The organism is Sorangium sp. So ce1335 (assembly GCF_051521615.1).
In the GTDB taxonomy this organism is placed as follows: Bacteria; Myxococcota_A; Polyangia; order Polyangiales; family Polyangiaceae; genus Sorangium.
The window spans coordinates 4,465,292-4,481,661 of the sequence record NZ_CP150363.1 but is presented as its reverse complement, the minus strand read 5'-3'; the positions used below and the strand labels follow the sequence as shown (position 1 = coordinate 4,481,661).

Below are 16,370 nucleotides of genomic sequence, written 5' to 3'. Positions count from 1 at the left end.
CCCCCAGCGAAGCCAGGCGCGCCGCATGAGGAGCGTGAGTTCGGCCGCCATCGCGCCGGCATAGACGTGCGCCTCATCGATGACGACCATCTCCGGGCGCGCGAACCGGTCGTTGAAGATGGGCGCGTCGGCCGGCCGAACGAGCGCGTACTCCAGCATCGAATAGTTCGTCACCAGGATGTGCGGCGGCCGCTCGCGGAGTTGCTCGCGCGAGATGAGCTCCGCGCGCGGCACGGGCAACCCGAGCTTCTTGAGCTTCCGTTCGGCCTCCTTCGTCGTCTCCGGCAGGCGGCTCGTGTAAAGGCTGAAGCGGATGGTCGGATGGTCGCCGAGAATCGCCCGCAGCCGATCCATCTGGTTGTTCACCAGCGCGTTCAGGGGATAGAGGAGGAGCACGCGTACGCCGGGGCGCTTCAGGTCCGGATCGCGAAGGAGCTTGTCCAGCGCGGGGAAGAGGAAGCACTCGGTCTTGCCGCTACCCGTGCCCGACGCGACGACGAGCGATTTCCCCTTCCGGTAGTTCTCGATCGCCTCGACCTGGTGCCGGTAGAGCGGGCGGTCGGCCGGCCATTGTGCCTCGCCGCGCGCGGCCTGGAGCAGCGCCGGGAGATCGCGGTGCACGATCCCTGCTTTCGCCAGCTCGCCGGTCGTCTTCGGGCCGAGGCTGGGCAGCTCGAAGGGAAAGTTCGCCTCCACGACGGGGGGCGCGACGAGCCCGAAGTCCGTGATCGCCTTGTGGACCGCATCGTCGAGCGTCGGATCGCGGAAGCGAAACGAGGACCGAACGAAGCTTGTCATCTCTGCCAGCGCCCGCTCATTGGCGGCATAGGCGTCCAGTTGATACCGGCTCATTGCTTCACCTCTTCCCCATCGACGCGAGCAACCAGGCATCCAGAAGGTCGGGTACGATCTGGTCGAGCACCGCGATGGCGTTCCACGCGTCCTTCCTGATCCGCAGGCCCTGCTCACGATACGCCGTCAAAAGTTGCGCCGCCTCGGCCACGCGCAGCTCGGCGTCGACGACCGTGCGGCCGTGGCCGACCGAGAGCTCGCGCTTCGCCTTCGCCTCCGCCTCGATCAACGTCGCCGTGACGCTCGGCGCAGCGCCGGGCGTACCGAAGACCCAGGCCCGCGGGAGCTCTTCGAGAAGCTGCTGGCTTGCCCCTTGGCGGAGCTTCAGCAACGCCGCCGCCCGGCGTCCGCGCAGGCTGTCCTGCGTCGCGACCTCGGTCAGGTCCGACATCCGGAGTGCGAGGCGCCCCTCCCAGTCGCAGGGAAGCTCTATGGGACCGCCCTCGCCGAACACCTCCGCCTTCATGGATTCGAGGAGCAGCGGGGCCTCCGGCCGCCCACCTAGCGCCTCCTGATACAGCGTCAGCTCGACGGCGCGCGGCATGGCGCGCGCCTGTTTGGCCGTCTCGATCAGCTCGGTGATCTCGTGGACCTCCGTGCGCCGCAGTGCCCGCGCGAGGGGTCGTCGCTCCGAGCGGGTCACGCCGAGCCAGGTGAAGCCGCGGCACTCGGTGCGGTACAGATCAAGCCACGCGAACCGGGCGCGCGCGGGGAGCCGCGCCGCCGCGGCGAGCAGGACCCAGGGCGCGCGTGCGGCGACGAGATCGAAGAGGTAGAACCACTCGAGCCCGAAGGCTGCGCGGGCCCGCACCGCGCCCACGAAGCGGTCAAGCCACACGTCGAATGTCGGCGGATCCGCCGTCATGTCCTCCAGCGCGCGAAGGATCTGCGGCTCGTTCTTGGACCACAACCCCTCGTCAAGCGCCGACAGTGCGCGCGGCGGGACCGCCTCCACGTCCAGGGGGATCTCCACCAGCACGCCGCCCGAATGGCTCCTCACGGGCGACCGCGCCGCGTCCGCCAGGAACACGATCCACCGGCCGCGCGACGTCGGCAGCGCGCTCGCGGCCGCTGCTGCCTCGAAGCGCTGGGGCCCGACCTTCTCAAGCCCGCAGGCGACGATCGCCGGCTCGTCGAATGGTCGCAGGACATCGAAGCAGGCCAGCGCGGGTTTCTCCGGCAGGTCGCGTTCGTCAAGCAGCAGCTTGAGCACGAACTGCCCCGGGCGCGCGACACGCGAGGGGTGGTGCATCCGGGGGACGACTACCTGGAAGCGGTAGGCCGCCGGATCGCCGTCGACGCGGGCGGCGACGACGATCGAGCTCTTGTCCGGCCGGAGCTTCTGCCGCACCACGTCGCGCAGCGGGACCAGCGCGCGCCCGAAGCGATCGGTGCGGCTCGTGACGAGGCGCGCCCCGCCCTCGTCCTCCAGCCACACCTCGCGATCGGGCTCGGAGCGCACCTCGACGCAGGCGTGCGTGAAGACCATGCGCTCCGTGAGGATCGCCGTCCCGTCGAGCGGCGCCTCCTCCCTGGACACGACGTCTTTCCACAAGCGCACGTAGCGCCGCGCGAGCGGCACGCAGGCACGGAGGATCTCCCCCGAGTTGAGCCCCAGCGCCGCCGCGATCTCCTGCGCGTCCGCGGGGGCCTGGACCTCGAAGCGGCCTGGGCCGAGCGCCGTGACCACGCCGTGCGGGCTGATCACATGGGCCAGGAGCTTCGATCCGAATACGACCCGCCGCGCCTCGACGAGCTCCACGAGCTGCGGCGGGATCACCGTCCATCGGGCGCAGAAGCTCCGCCCGTCGCGCGCCGTGAGGCGCACCCGCACGGTGCCGCATGCGCCACGGAACTGCGAGAGCCCGCTGAGCCGGATACGTCCCGTCACATCGCGCGCCACTGTCTCGAAGGGCGCGTGCGGCCCGGCGCTTACGACCACGTCGACCCCATCCGGGGCGTCGAGCACGGTCAGATCGGGCAAGCGCTCGAAGGCGCTGGTTGCGCGCGAGAACTGGGACGGCAAGCCTCCCTCGATGCTCACGGAGAGGACCCGCTGCCGGCACTCGAGCACCGTGATCTCGCCTCCCGCGGTGAGTACGCGGGCCTCCCCTTCCGTGGCGGCGTCGATCGCCCAGGCGGCGGCTGCTCCCCCAGACAGCTCCGCAGCGGTGACGCCTCCCGAGGTCTCGATCACGATCTCTTCGCGCGCCAAGAGGAGGCGGCGCTCACCGGCAGCGATGAGCTCCTGATCCGCGCGGAGCATCCGGCCCTCCCCGTCGAACCACCACAGCGCCTGGTCCGGGAGCACCAGCGTCTCGATGGGCACCACCTGCGCCGAGCCGCCCCTCGCCGCGTAGCGCGCCACCACCATCGCAGTCGGGCTCCCTACGCCGAGGTGCCACTCCAGACGTCCCTTGACGGCGTCGTCGCTCTCGAACCGCTTCTCCCCTTCCGACCACGCGATCAAGCGCGGCCCGTGCGTCCCGGGCTCCAGGGCAACGGTCGCATACGTCACGTCCCCGGGGATGCGCCCCCGGAGCGCCGGATGCGCCAGATCCAAGCTCGCGCGGAGTTCGATTCGGCGATCCGGTAGCAGGATCGCGCGCAGCTCCAGTGCCGCGCCCAGGGACGCCGCCAGCGCTCCGCGCGACGACTGCGCCGCGTCCCGGAACGAGGCCAGCATGGCCGTTAGCAAGCGGGAGTTCCTCGTCCCCGGCAGCTCGATCCCGTGTTGTTCCAGCGCGCGCCGGACATCATCCGCGCCGCCGAGCGAGGTCGGATCCACCCCGCACCGCGCCAGCCGCTCGCGCGTCGCCGCGGCGTCTGCGAGGATATCTTCCAGCGCCTCCGCGGCCTCGCTCGCGTCGAGCAACTCTCGGAGCCGCCCCTGCGCCAGCAACTTGATACGAGCCACGGCGAAGCGCCGGGCGGCCATGCCGTCCTGTCCTGCGAGCGCCTCCCAACCGATCTCCCGGCCCAGCGCCCCCACCAGCTCGGGGAGATTGCCGATGTGAACGGGGAGCCCGCCTTCCCGGAGCAACGTCGCGAGAAAGCGCCTGCGGCCCTGGCGCGTCACGACCTGCCGATCGAAAGAGCGCAGTGCGTCGACCACGGCCTCGTACAGCTCGGGATACCGCGGCGCCTCCTCGGCGCTTACCCCGATCGAGCCGAGGATGGGCCGCCACTCCAGCGCGTGCCCCTCCTGGCAGAGGAACTCGGCGGCGTAGGCCACGAACATTCGAGCGCGGTCCGGTGCCCGCAACGCCGCGATCCCCGTGCTTCGGATGCAATCCGCAAGCTCCCCCCGCAGTGCGGAGAGCTCGGCCGCCGACATGTTGAGCGTGAAGAGCGGGCGCCCGCCGTGGTGCCGGCGCAGCGCAGCGTTCACCGTCTGTCCTCGCGCGCTCACCAACGCACCTCGCGCAGGAAGTACCGGACCGCGGTTCGCTTCATCGCGACCTCCCCCTTTCATCGGATTTGGGCACGTGGATGATTTTGCGAGGTGGTCAACCTTTCCCACCACGACGACGCGAGCCCCATCCTCGCGCCAAGGCGCGCTCATGTAAACGCCGCCCCGGAAGGAGCTTCAGAACAGATCCGCGTACATCACCCGCAGCTTCAGCGGCGAGCGCCACCGACGGCGTAGGTCCCCACGCCACCATGAAGGGAGATGTCCGTCGGCCCAGCGCTCGCTCCGGCGCGCGTTCCGCCTGCCGCTGAGCGGCGCGGAGCCCATCACCCCGTCTACCCGGCACCCGCGCAATCATGTACGCTGACGCCTTCCATTCGTAGGCAGCGCCCGTCGAGAAGCCGGGAGAGCTCCTAGAGGGTTCCAAAGTACGAAGCGCCGCTTCTTCTCGAGATGCGGTACCATCGCCCGGATCGAGCAACGCACGCGATGACAACTCACTACCTTCAGCTGACCGGAAACGCCGTCCGCAGTGAGCCCGAGTTCCGCGGCACCAAAGGCCTCCGCCCCGGCCAGCACGTCTTCGACGAGCTGACCCACCGGTGGGCCAAGTCGGGGGGGAAGAACTACGTCATCGTGGCGCGGGGGACGGAGGCACAAGAGCTGGTCTTGTTCTCCGATCTCTGCAGGGCTACGGCGAGGATCTCACCGCGCGGTGATGCGCTGCTCATCACGGACCTCCTCGCGCCCGCTCCGGTACCGCCAGAGGCCGTCCGCTTTCAGGCGTCGTTCAAGCCCGCCGCTCCGAATGCAGGTCCACCGCCCGCTGATCAGCTAGACGGCTTGCTACTCCTCCTCGCCGCGCCGGCGGCGCGCGTCGCGTCCACGTCGCTGCATGCGGAGGCTGTCGCGCCCCCGCCGCCGAAGCCGGAGGCGCCCACGCTCCCGTCGCGCCGCCACATCGCCGACGAGGGTCTCCTCGTGCCCGCGCAGGCCCTCGGCGATGCGCCGCTACATGCAAAGCCTGTCGCGCCCCCGCCGTCGAAGCCGGAGACGCCCACGCTCCCGCCGCGCCGCCGCATCGCCGACGAGGATCTCTTGGTGACCGCGCAGGCCCTCAGCGAAGACGTGAGGCGCCGGCTGTCGGGGGTTCCCCCCGCCACGCGGAGACGCTTCTTGCCACGGAAGGCCCCCCCCGCAACGGACGTCCTCACACCCGCTCGCGAGTTCCTGCACGTGCACGGCGTCCGGACGCGCGCGTTTCTGCCCGAAAAGCTCCGGGCACTCGTGGCTGGCCCTCTGCCTGGTGATGTCGAGATAGACGAGCGCGTACACCAGGCCCTGCGGCGCGCGCTCGGCGTGCCGCTGCTGAACACCGTGTGCAACCCCGCGTCGTTCGGCAACCAGAAGCTCCAAGCGTTCCTCGCAGCGCTCTCTCATCTGCCATTGTTCGACGAGGATCGCGCGCAGGTCTGGCTGGCCATGGCGAGCGGGGTCGGAGCTCGGGACCGACTGGCCGAGCTCGAGGAGAGCGCGAAGGACCTGAGCCACGCGGCCACCGGCCCAGAGGCTGCCTTCGCCTGGCGTCGTGCGGTTCTCACGTGGCTACGCGAAGGCCTCGGCGATCTGACCGACGACGACGCGTTCCTGGCGTCGCACGTGAAGCACCTGTTGGCCGCGGAGCACGACGCGAACGCCGCCGCAGTCCTCCTCCGCTGGAGGGACTACCGTGCACCGACCCCAAAACGCCGTGCCGCCGCGTCGGTGCTCGCGCCGTCGGGGGAGATGCCGACGGATACCGCACCGCGTCCGCGACCGGGGCCAGTGACGAGCCTTGCCACCGTCCTGTCCACGCCGCCCATCGGGCCGCTGAGCGTCAGGATCAAGGCGAAGGGTAGCGGGACCGCGCAAGAGGCTGGCGAAGCCGCACCATGCGCTCGCGAAACTGCGCTGGGCGCCAGCGAGGAGGAACGTGGCACTGGCGTGGATGCCGTGGATGCCAGCACGGACTCGCCAGGCACCGGCGAGGATGCGCCGGGGGTCGGCGACGCTGCGCATGGTTCCAGCGAGGCTGCGCAGGGTACCCTCCAATCCACGCAGCGGGTCGATGCCAACAGCAACCTGCCGCCCGGCGTGCCAAGTCCTTCGGAGCCGCGCGTGGGCCAGGCGCCGTCACCGCCACCGTGTGTCAGCACCCTTTTGGACGCAGCGCGCGCGCGCCTTTGTTTGGACGTGAGCGAGGTCCTCCGCATGCTGGATTCCCTGCGCGAGGCCGAGGAAGGGTGGCTCGGGGCGCCCCTCGACCCGGCGCGTCCACTCCAACTAGCGGCCACGCTGAGCCAGGCCATCGCCGCCCTCAACGCCCAGGTCGCACGGCTGCCCGAGCAGAACGAAGTCGCCGCCGTCGCGACCTCGGTCGACGAGATCGCAGCCTGGCTCGGTACCAGCATCGAAGCCCCCCTTGCCGACAGCCTCGTGGGCCTGCTCGGGCGGCCCGACAGCCTCGATCAGCTCCAGAGCGCGCGCGCCCTCGCGACCCGCATCGAGGCACTTCTCCCCGACTGGATCTGGCAAGGGATGACGGACCGCGCCGCGCGCGCCAGCCAGCTCATCGATGCCAGTGCCTTCCGCGACGAGGTCCAGGCCTGTCTGCGCTGGGTGGAGGATCTCCCGGCGACGGAGCAGGAGCACGTCCGCGATCTCCCCGACCTGGGTGCCGGCACGCTCGCGGAGCGACTCCGGCGGGCGTTCGAAGAGCGGGCCGCACGGGACGAACGTGAGGGCCGACTCATGCAAATCGCCGAGATCACCACCGAGCAGGATCGTGACCGCCTCTCGGCTGGGTGGCCTGGCACCGAGGCAGAGGTCCTCGAGCGCGAAAAAATCCTGCAGCGGTTGAGGGAGCTGTCGGACTCGCTCGGTACGGCGACGCTCGACGCCGTCCGGGAGCACCTGCGAACAGCATCCCTCGACGACTGCAGCAGCACGCTGCGCGACATCGACGTGGTCCGCGCTCTGCTCAACACGATCTCCAACCTCACTTTCCAGCAAATCCGGGAGATCGCCCGGCGTTTCTCGCCCACGTCTACTGACGTGCCCTCGGTCCCCGCGTTCTGGTTCGATCCCCCGCTGTCCTCGAAGAGCGACGGCAGCGCCAGCGCCGCGGTGCACCATGCGCGAGGCGTCTACAAGCAAATCGACACGCTCGACTACGGGACCGTCTGCCTCCCGGTGCAGGTGCGCTTCAAGTCGCCGCTCGCAGCGGCGATCCTGCTCCCCGTCAAGCTCACGAAGCTGTCCGTGAGCTTCGTGACCCCGCAAGCGCATGCGTACCGCGAAGAGATCGAGCCGCTCAAGCTCCCGGCGGGAACCATCCAGTACGACTTCGAGATCACGGTGGTCCTGTCCCGGCGCTTCGCCGAGGACATGGCGGCGCGCAAGAGGGAGCTGCAAGTATCGATCACGGGCACCGGGCCGGACGGCAAGAGCGAGAAGACCACGCTGACCTGGAAGGTGCTGGAGTTGACCATGCCGGATCTGCGCGATCCCATTCCCCAGAACGTGGAGCCGGAGGATATGCTGCGCTGCCGGCTCGGCGTCGAGCGCCGCTACGACGCCTTGCTGAGCATCTTGCGCCAGGGGGCCTCGTCCTTTTTCGTCTACGGACCCCGGAGGTTCGGTAAGACGAGCTTGCTTCGTGGCGTACAGAAGTTCATCGCAGCCGACGACGTCGTCCTGCTGAACCGCGTCGCGGCCAGCCAGCGCCCGCTGCCGAGGCTGTGGGAGGAAGTCGCGAAGCAGTTCGAAGCCAAGTTCAGCCCCAGGAAAGTCTACGGGGATCTGGAGGATGGGCTCCTGCCCGTGGCGCACGCCTATGACTCCGTCCGCGAGGAGGCGGCAGAGCGCGGGATTCGCTCCATCTACGTCCTCGTGGACGAGGCGCAGGCGATGTTCGCGCATCCCCGGCGCGAGCAGCTCGCGGAGCGGCTCAAAGAGCGGATGGAGGACTCGTGGGCGATGGTCAAGCGCGACGGGAAGGTGCAGCGCGCAGCGGTGCTCTTCGGGTTCGTCGGCCAGGGCCATCTGCCGAAGCTGATCAGCACCAACTTGCGCGCCTCGCTCAAGGAGTTCCACCGGTTCGAGTTCAGCGATGACGAGATCATCGACCTGCTCCAGCGCACCACCGCCGCCAGCAGCGGTGGCCTGCAAAGCTCCCGCGAGGCGCGCGAGCACCTCGCGAAGCTCTCCGGGAACCTGTTCATCCTCGGCAAGCTCCTGGCTGAGATTCTCACGCTCTGCCGGGAATCGCATCGAACGTGGTTCATTCGCGCCGACGTCGACCGGGCGAGCGAGAAGATCGAGGCGGACTTCCGCAACGGCGACACCGCAATCTGGGACTGGGTACGTGATCCGCTCAACGAGAGCGACAACCTCAACGACTGGAAGCCGAGCACCGCCTATCCGCTGGCTCTCGCCTGGGCCGGTGCGCGCGCGCAGAGATCAGCCGGAGGGAGCGCCGGCCGTGCCGAAGCCAGGGCGCTGCTCCGCAAGCTCTGCCCCGACGCGGAGCCGCTCGATGAGCGGCTCAACGAAGCGGAGGCAGAGCTCGAAAACCTCCGCGTGCTCAACGAACACGGCGAGTTCAAGCTGCCGATGTTGGAGCGCCTGCTCGAGATTCGTGCGCTCAGCCCGCGCCCGCTCCATGACGATGCCGAGCGCGAAGCCGCGCAGCGCCTCGGGCTCCACCGGGTGCGACGGCCGCCGCGCGTGAGCAGCAGCGACGCCGACGAGGCTCCCGATTTCGAGGGTAGCCAGGCCCGGATCTGGCGCGCAGAATGGAACAACCGCGCTGTCGCGGTGAGGGCCATCTCCCTCCGCGAGACACGGGCGAGGGCGCGGTTCATCCACGAGGTCGCGCTCCTCCGTAAGATCGGCGAAGCGGGCGACCAGCGGGTTCGGGAGCATCTGCCCCGTATCCTGCAGATGGGCATCGCGGACGATGACCCTCAGCAGGGGCTCGTGGTCTACGAGTGGATCCCGGGCTACCCGCTCCCCGAGGCCAGCATGACGGAGCCCACGGTCGCCGAAGTGGGCCTGCAGATGGCGGAGGTCCTGGCGGTGCTGGAGCGTTCGGGCGTGGTTCACCGCGACATCCGGCCCGCGAATGTCCTCCTTCGCGTCCCGCAAGACGACGAGGCTCGCAAAGTAGAGATCAACGTCGTCCTGATCGACTTCGGGCTGGCGCGTGCGGTCGAGCAGCTCCGTGGCGGTCCACGTTCCATCGTCGAAGGCGTGGCGGAGTTCGTTCCTCCCGAGGTGCTCAACACGAGCGACTCGTCGGCCTGGTCGACGGCCGGCGACGTGTACTCCACCGGCACCATGCTGCGGAAGCTCCTGAAGACGGACCTGGGCGCCGCCACGAACTCGTCCGCAGCCTCCCACCAGCTCAAGGATCTCCTGAACCGGATGGTGGGACCTCGATCCGAGGATCGCCCGCGGGCCGGAGAGCTTCGAGAGCGCTTTCGCGCCATCGTGCAGGGCATGCGGGACGAGCAACGATCGACTGGACTGGCGGATATCGCGGGGGCGCTCAAAAAGCGGATCGTCGGCCTCCCGGACCCGGTGCAACAGGCGGCCCATGACTCGATCCGGAGCCTGACCTTCATCCGTGCCGGGATGCTCCAAGGCACGCGCCGCTACGCAGCCGTGGCCGCCATGCTCGAGGTCGCCTTCCGGAGGATCGTGAAGGCGCGGCTCCCGCGCGGCTATGACGCCCCCACGAGCGTGTACCTGCGGAGCGCCCGTTCACTGATCGACAATGCGAGACTTCGAGCTCCCGCGTGGCTCGACGACACGCTGATGGACGTTGCGGGCAGACTGCGCAACGCCGAGCATCACCCCGACGCGTTCAACGAGATCGTCGATCGTGCTCTCCAGATGGTGGGCACGACGCTCGCGGCGCGGGATGCGGACACCAAGCTGCTCGACGCGCTGGACCACGCCGCGAAACTTCTCGATGAGCTCACGCAGAGCAAGGCGGTCGCCCCTTTCATTAAAGAGACCCTCCACGCCGGCGCGCCCAACGGCGGCCCGGAGCGCGCATCCTGGATGCGCCATCCTTGAGGCGGAGGCCGGGGCCGAGTGGTTATCGTGTACGCGTCCGACCGTCGGGTCCAACGGCCCGGACCTCGGAGGAGGGTCCCCGGTGAGAAGCGAGCGACTGTCGACGCACAGAACGCGAGCGACTCTTCGGCAGAAGTGGCTTCTTGACCGCACGCACCAGCAGAGGACCGTGAGCACGGCACGAGCCCATGGGCCATAGGCAATCTCCCGTCACGCGAGGATCAATCCGCTGGCAAGACCCAATAAACAGATTCACGTATAGCTTGTGCCGGATGGCGCCGGGTGGAACCGTGGCTGAGCGGCGGGCGTACCGCTGCTACTTAAAGACTGAAACAAGAATTCCGGGTACGTGACGCAGGTAGGGATCTACGAATTGGGCCGCTTCGTCCAGGAGCAACCCCTCGGGATTGTCCTTGTCCCTTGTCCGCATCCATTGCCTCACCTGGCGGCCCGTGAGCACGACCGATACGGCCTGACCGATGCGAACGGCGTGGTCACGGGGAGCCTTCACCTCGAGCAGGTAGGGCACCATCGCGAGCATCAGCGTCGCCAGATCCTTGGAGGCGTTCACCGGGGACGCGAAGATGCGTCGTAGCTTGGGCAGCTTCCGAAATAGGACCGTTGCCGCTGGCCACCTCCCGGCTTGGCAGGCCACGAGCATGAGCCGCCTCGGCTCGAACGGCTTGAGGTAGCTCGCGAACGCGTCCCACGGGGCGAACCTGTCGCTTGCGATCCGAATGCCGGTCTCGTTCGAGTGCCCGATCGCCACGACGACGTCAAACCTTCGATCATCCTGAAGGAGAGCGGCAAGTTGATCGAGCAGTTCCCGTTCGCTCGTCGTCTCCCGGATCGTGACGGTAGCATCGCTCGCTACGGTCCCGATGACAGACACGAGGCGGGTGACGTCTCCCATGTGAAGGCCGTCAGCCAGAAGCCGAGCCGTGTCGAGCTGCAAGATCAGCAGGGACGGAGCGGACGTGCCTGTGCGGCGGGTGAGCGAAGAAGCGGCGCGGGACGGCATGGGGCACAAATGTTCACGCCTGAGCGGCCTGTCAACCCGGCGGTCAGCGCGCGAGGCGGACGACCTACGGCCAAGCTGCCGGCGCGCTCGTCGTCGGCCTCGTGCCTACCGCCCGAGCGCCTTCCTGGCCACCGAGATTACCTCGCCGGACCACGCGTCGATGATGTCGGCGAAGATGCCGGTCCACACGAAGTCCTTGTTCCCCAGCGACTCGGCACCAGCACGCAGAGCTCCCGTGAGGCCGGTCTTGAGTCCGTCCACCTGGATCAGGTCCGTTGTGCGCTACTCTGGCCGGCCAGCTTGCTCTAGTCCACCCCATCCCACTCGCCGTGGTGCTTGAAGTAGTTGGCAACGGCGTCCATAAACTGGATGAGGGTGACCGGCGAGTCAGTAAATGTGGGGCCTATCTCAGGCCCGAGTTCAAGCCGATAGATGCGCGCTCAACAGGGAGCACCTGCGATGCCACGGGAACAAATGCTAAGGCCAGGGTCGGCTCAGATGGGGCCGCGATGAGTTGCCGGACGCCGCCTCTTGGTGAGGAACTGCTCGCTCGCCTCTGGGAGAATCGCGTTGCGATCATCATCTCGAACTTGAAGATGGGCGAGCGGCAGCATCGCGAGATAGCGAACGCCGCGTCCCACATGCGCGCAGATTACCACGGGCGCTTCCTCATCGAGCTGCTCCAGAATGCAAGCGATCAGGCGGCCAAGGCAGACCGCGGCGTGTCCACCGTCGTCGTCGTCCGTACGCGCGGCTTTCTGGCGCTTCTCAACGAGGGCGCGCCGTTCGACGAACGCGGGGTGAGAGCCATTACGTCGCTCGCGCTCAGCCCCAAGAACGCGGAAGAGAGCCTGGGTAACAAGGGTATCGGTTTCAAGTCGGTCTTCCAGGTGAGCGACGGGCCGGAGATCTACAGTGCGGCGCGTGCCGACCAAGGGCTCGCCGACGGTGTGTCGCACGCGTTCCGCCTGGACCGCGAGCCCGTCGCCCAGCCCATCTTCCGCGATCGAATCCGGCAGATCGTCGATCGCTTCTTCGCCGAGCACCCCGATACGCGCGAGGAGATCGCCACGGTGGCGCCCGACCGTGACGCGACGGCCCTTGTGATGCGCGAGATCGCGGCGGCTCCGCCCTGGAAATTCCCCCTGCCGCGCAGCGCCGACGACGTCTCGGCGCACGCTCGTGCACTGGAAATTGAGGACGCCTGGCTCGCCACCATGCAGACGCTCATCGTGCTACCGTTGCTCGCCGACGACCGGACGCAGCAGATTGTTGACCAGGCGCTCGACGAGGTGCGCACCCTGACGACCCACCTCTTCTTGCCACACGTCCGCGAGCTGATCGTCTGTGACCGAGTCCGCGGCCGGAACGAGCGCGTGCACAAGCGCCCCCTGCACCAACACCCCGAGCGCCTCGCCCACGGGGCGCTCTTCCGCGAGTGGGAGATGGCCCTGTGGCGGGACGGGCAGCCCGTCGGACCGGCGCACAGATTCTGGATAGTCTCCCGCGTCATGGGTGATCCCGGCGGTGAGGTCGAAGTCGCCGCCGCTGAGCGCAGGGCCATCGCCGAGGCGGCAAGCCACCTGCCCGGTGAGGGATGGTCGCAGGTCGAGCGTGCAACGGTATCCGTGGCCCTTCCCCGCCCCGACGCTTCGGGGCGGATGCCCAACGCCGACGGCCTCTTCTGCATCGGCCTGCCGACGCACGACCGCACCGGGCTGCCGTTGTGGGTCGATGCGCACTTCCACGGCACCGTAGCGCGGACGGGGATCATTTTCGCGGAGCCGTACAATAAGCTCCTGCTAAACGAGGCCGTCCGCCTCGTGGAGGCCCTCATCGAGCGGCTCAAGCAGGCGCTGTAGATGGCCTCGAAAATCCGCAGGAATCTGACCGCGACAATCCGCGGAAACGTGACCCTCGCGTCCGCAGAGAAATGACCGCGGCGCCCGCGGGAATCTCACCCTGGGCGCCGCGGAAATCTGACCCGATCTCGCCCGGGTCAGCGCCGCTTCGTTGCCGCGGGCGCAGGCGGCTCTGCGGCCTCCGCCCTCGGCCTGGAGCGCGCCTCGCTCATGGCCAGCGACTCCTTCTGCCGCCACGAGTCGGCATCGATGTCGAGGATGTGGCAGTGCTGGACGAAGCGGTCGATCAGCGCCGAGACGCACGCCGCGCCTGGAAACACCGTGCTCCACTGCTTGAATGGCAAGTTCGTCGTCAGCACGAGCGAGCGGCTCTCGTGCCTGCGGCTGATGATGTTGTAGAGCAGGTCGGCGGACTGACGGCTGCACGGCAGGTAGCCGATCTCGTCCAGGATCAGCAGCGACGGGGCCGTGTATTTCCGCAGCCGCCGCTCCAGGGCCGGCAGCGACTCCTGCTTGAGCAGATCGGCGAGCGCGGCCGACAGCGTCGTGAAGCGCACGGTGTAGCCGCGCTGGAGCGCGAGCATGCCGAGGTTCTGGGCGAGCATGGTCTTGCCGACGCCGCTCGGACCTCGGAGCAGGACGTTGTGCCCCTTGGCGATGAAGTCGAGGGTCATCAGCTCCTCGACGAGCTCACGCTGGATCGTGCGCGGGTGGTTCCAGTCGAAGCGTTCAAGGGGCTTGAAGGCGCCGAGGGTCGCCGCCTTGGCGCGCGCGGCGAGGTTGCGCTCCGCGCGCTCGCGGCGGGCGATGGCGGCGAGCTCCTCGAAGGTCTGCACCGGCGACAGGCGCGCCGTGGTGGCGTGCGCGATGAGCGCGAGCAGCGCCTCGCGCGACACGCGTACGCCGAGAGAGCGAATCAGCTCGGCGACGTCATCGTTGGGCATCGTAGGACTCCAGGTCGTGGGGGATCACGTCGCGATCGGGGACGTGGGCTCCGAGATCGATGTCGATGGGGACGGGGCCGTCGGCGGCGCGGCGGCGCTCCTCGCAGAGCACGGCGAGGGCGCCGGGATCGTGGGTGCCGCGGGCGATGGCCTCGCGCGCCGCAGCGCCCAGGATCTCGACGCCGTACAGGTCGAGAAGGCGCAGGGCCTTGGCGGTCATGAAGCCGACGTTGCGACCGGCCTCGACCCAGCGCGCTTGCAGGATCTCGAAGCCGGGGATCGCGGCGCCGAGCCGATCTCGCCCCTTGGCCTCGCGCGCGGCGCGCTTGTGGTCGAGCAGCTCGGCACGATGCTCGGGCGCCTCGATGATCTGGCGTCGTCCCCAGCAGCGCGCGTGCCGCGCTACCTCGGTGCTGCCGTCCGAGAGCCGCACGGTCCTGTCACTGGCGACGAGCGTCAGCGTCTTGCCGTGGTGGATCGACGGCGCCGAATAGCGGTTTCCGTCGAAGTGCACGAAGGCGGTCTTGTCGACGGACACGGGCTCGACGAGGTCGGTCTCCGGCAGCGGGTCGGGCAGCGCGAGCAGCCGCGTCCTTTCCTCCGCGAGCACCTGGTCGACGCGCCGCTCAGGCCACCGCGGGTGCGGGCGCACGTTGGCGATCTCGTCGAGGAAGGCGAGCAGCTCGGCGTTGCCCTGATCGAGGTCACGAATCGTCCGCGCGGCGAAGAAGCGGTCGCGCAGGAAGCGGATCGCTCGCTCAACCTTGCCCTTGTGCTGCGGCTTGCGCACGGCGCAGAGCCGCGGCGCGACGCAGAGCTGCCCGGCGAGCGAGAGCAGGTCCGGGTGGAAGCGCACCGCGTCGCCGTGGCGCTCGATGACAACGGTCTTGGGGTTGTCGAAGAGCCACTGTCTGGTCGCGCCGCCGAAGTAGCAGCACGCGCGCACGAGCGAGCGGCGGAGCGAGCTCGCGGACAGATCGAGCACGAGCTCGCCCCAGATCGCGCGCGAGTACGACAGGACCATGACGAAGGCCCAGAGCTGACGCGTGCCTCCCGCGACGCACAGCTTGCCGATATAGGCCCAGTCGATCTGGGCCTGCTCGGCGATGAGCGGCTCGACGCGGAGGAAGGCCTCGCTCTGAGGCGCCGGGCGCACGAGCCGGACATGCCGTCGCACCGTGCGGATGCTGCCCTCGTAGCCGCGCTCCACCAGCATGTCGTACAGGCGCGTGGCGCGGAGCCGGGGATACTGCGTCAGCGTCTCGATGACGAAGGCCTCGTAGCCGCGCAGCGGCAAAGGCACCTCGCTCATCGCGGCCTCCGCGTCGCGAACGATGGGCAGCGAGCGCGCCCCCTTGCCGAGGCCGAGCACGCGCTCGACGGTGTCGTGGTGCAGACCGAGCTGCGTCGCGATGGTGCCGACCTTCCAGTGCTCGGCGAAGTGCAGGCGGCGGATCTCCGCCTCCTTGGCCTGGTCGATCGTCATCGACCGAGGCTCCTGCGAAGGCGATGCTCGCCACGGAAGTTACCGATCCCCGGCAGCCGTTGACCACGGCGGGGCGGGGCGTCCATGAACAGAGGCTCGACAACGTAGTGAAGCGTCGCGCGCGCGACGCCGAGGCCGTCGCACAAACCCAGGGCGAACAAGACGTCCTCGGACTCCGCAGAAACGACAGCGCGGACCCTCTGATCGTGCCAGAGCGCCATCGACTCGCACAGCATGGGTCCGGCGAACCGATGCGCCGGCGTGGCCACCGACCGCAGCCGGGCCTTCATCACCTCGTCGGGCCCCTGCGTCAGCAACACCCGCGTCTCCCGCGGCGTCGCGGAGATCGTCATCACCAGCTCGTCCATCCCTCGACTCCTGCGGGCCGGCGACGGCCACGTCGTCCCTCGACGTCGGCGCGCCGGCCCGCGGGCACACGCTGGCGGACGGGGGCAAGTTATCGGAACCCGTATCCATCACGCGCCGGCCTTGTCGGGCGCGGTAGGCACGCTGGTGATCGCGGTGATCGAGGCGCCCCTCGGGGGAGCGCTGGTGCCGCAGCCGCGCCGCGCGCTGGGCCCGCTGGCGAGCCGCGTCGCGGCAACCGCTGCCGCAGTACATCTGCCCTCGATCACACCGCCCGCAGACGAAGAAGATGGCGGCGCAGAGC

General features: G+C 68.9%; 8 protein-coding genes and 1 pseudogene. 2 read left to right on the top strand and 7 right to left on the bottom strand.

Features of this window, described 5'->3' with window-relative positions; translation table 11 throughout:
* Window positions 1-3: 3 nt before the first annotated feature.
* A pseudogene (locus WMF24_RS16425) lies at window positions 4-798 on the bottom strand (DEAD/DEAH box helicase); the annotation flags it as partial.
* Between the two features lie 58 nt (window positions 799-856).
* On the bottom strand, window positions 857-4,417 hold the full coding sequence (locus WMF24_RS16420; RefSeq protein WP_437737350.1) for a hypothetical protein: 3,561 nt from the start codon (window positions 4,415-4,417) through the stop codon (window positions 857-859).
* 336 nt (window positions 4,418-4,753) lie between these two features.
* On the opposite strand from WMF24_RS16420, the gene WMF24_RS16415 reads away from it, so the two are divergent.
* Complete coding sequence (locus WMF24_RS16415) at window positions 4,754-10,387, top strand: protein kinase domain-containing protein (protein ID WP_437737349.1); 5,634 nt, start codon at window positions 4,754-4,756, stop codon at window positions 10,385-10,387.
* A gap of 316 nt (window positions 10,388-10,703) precedes the next feature.
* On the opposite strand, the gene WMF24_RS16410 is transcribed toward WMF24_RS16415, so the two are convergent.
* Window positions 10,704-11,300 carry a hypothetical protein gene (locus WMF24_RS16410; protein ID WP_437737348.1) on the bottom strand — a complete coding sequence of 199 codons (597 nt, stop codon included), beginning with the start codon at window positions 11,298-11,300 and terminating at the stop codon, window positions 10,704-10,706.
* Between the two features lie 213 nt (window positions 11,301-11,513).
* Window positions 11,514-11,669 carry a hypothetical protein gene (locus tag WMF24_RS16405; RefSeq protein WP_437737347.1) on the bottom strand — a complete coding sequence of 52 codons (156 nt, stop codon included), beginning with the start codon at window positions 11,667-11,669 and terminating at the stop codon, window positions 11,514-11,516.
* A 248-nt stretch (window positions 11,670-11,917) separates the two neighbouring features.
* On the opposite strand from WMF24_RS16405, the gene WMF24_RS16400 reads away from it, so the two are divergent.
* Window positions 11,918-13,270 (top strand): sacsin N-terminal ATP-binding-like domain-containing protein, encoded by a 1,353-nt coding sequence (locus WMF24_RS16400; RefSeq protein WP_437737346.1) that lies wholly within the window; start codon window positions 11,918-11,920, stop codon window positions 13,268-13,270.
* A gap of 137 nt (window positions 13,271-13,407) precedes the next feature.
* On the opposite strand, the gene istB is transcribed toward WMF24_RS16400, so the two are convergent.
* Genes istB through WMF24_RS16385 form a run of 3 tightly spaced genes read right to left on the bottom strand, consistent with a single transcriptional unit; the run spans window position 13,408 to window position 16,068 of the window.
* Window positions 13,408-14,214, bottom strand: coding sequence for an IS21-like element helper ATPase IstB (istB, locus tag WMF24_RS16395; protein WP_437730019.1), 807 nt, complete (start codon window positions 14,212-14,214; stop codon window positions 13,408-13,410).
* The gene (gene istA / locus WMF24_RS16390; RefSeq protein ID WP_437730020.1) at window positions 14,201-15,700 is read right to left on the bottom strand and encodes an IS21 family transposase; all 1,500 of its coding nucleotides are present in this window, start codon (window positions 15,698-15,700) and stop codon (window positions 14,201-14,203) included. Before istA ends, istB begins: the two co-directional genes overlap by 14 nt.
* The gene (locus WMF24_RS16385; protein WP_437730021.1) at window positions 15,697-16,068 is read right to left on the bottom strand and encodes a hypothetical protein; all 372 of its coding nucleotides are present in this window, start codon (window positions 16,066-16,068) and stop codon (window positions 15,697-15,699) included. Before WMF24_RS16385 ends, istA begins: the two co-directional genes overlap by 4 nt.
* Between the last annotated feature and the right edge of the window lie 302 nt (window positions 16,069-16,370).